General features: G+C 57.1%; 1 pseudogene. It reads right to left on the bottom strand.

The window, feature by feature from the left end:
- Positions 1–22: 22 nt before the first annotated feature.
- Positions 23–443, bottom strand: a pseudogene (locus ACTHTS_RS11255) (RNB domain-containing ribonuclease); the annotation flags it as partial.

The following is a 443-nucleotide window of genomic DNA, read 5'->3' as shown; positions in this document are numbered from 1 at the left end:
ACCTTTTTTCATGACGGCAAACTTACGCAACCACAGGAGCGACAGCTTTTACATAGTTCAGCGCGATAAACTGCTTTTCGGGATCAAGCTCGGTGATTTTGAGCAGGACTTGCGATTTGGGTAGCGCGTCGAACGGGATGCCGGTGGCGCGGGTTACCAGCGGCAGGCCTTCGATGCGGACGAGGTCTTCTTTTAGGATGGTCGCGGTCAGCTCGCTTGTGCCTTGCTGTTGCAGGTACACGAGGCTCCAGTAGGCTTCCATCTGCCGTTGGAAATCGGCGTAGGCGGCATAGGCGGTGTCGAAATCGCGCAGGGCGGCGAAGAGTTCGGCATCGCTTTGTTGGAAGAGCGGTTCGGCGGTGTCGTCTATCAGGCTGAGGAGTTGTTTTTGGTTGATGTAGTCGGCGGCGCGACGTAGCGGCGAGGTGAACCAGCCGTAATGC

Origin of the sequence: Neisseria sp. P0019.S003 (genome assembly GCF_051957115.1) — a bacterium.
GTDB lineage: Bacteria > Pseudomonadota > Gammaproteobacteria > Burkholderiales > Neisseriaceae > Neisseria > Neisseria flavescens_D.
Note: the sequence above shows the minus strand (reverse complement) of the source record. Positions and strands in the feature narration are given on the sequence as shown.